The organism is Vibrio sp. OPT18, assembly GCF_015163615.1.
In the GTDB taxonomy this organism is placed as follows: Bacteria; Pseudomonadota; Gammaproteobacteria; order Enterobacterales; family Vibrionaceae; genus Vibrio; species Vibrio coralliirubri.
On sequence record NZ_JADDYK010000043.1, the window covers coordinates 1 to 234 of the forward strand.

Genomic DNA, 234 nt, shown 5'->3' on the forward strand with positions numbered 1-234 from the left:
GGCATTATGCGGTATTAGCCATCGTTTCCAATGGTTATCCCCCACATCAAGGCAATTTCCTAGGCATTACTCACCCGTCCGCCGCTCGACGCCCATTAACGCACCCGAAGGATTGTTAGTGTCGTTTCCGCTCGACTTGCATGTGTTAGGCCTGCCGCCAGCGTTCAATCTGAGCCATGATCAAACTCTTCAATTTAAGATTTTGTGACTCAACGAATACTGACTTCAAAACTA

General features: G+C 47.9%; 1 rRNA gene. It reads right to left on the reverse strand.

Annotated features, from left to right (window positions below):
- A 16S ribosomal RNA gene (locus IQQ51_RS10175) occupies positions 1 to 196 on the reverse strand; the annotation flags it as partial.
- Positions 197 to 234: the final 38 nt, after the last annotated feature.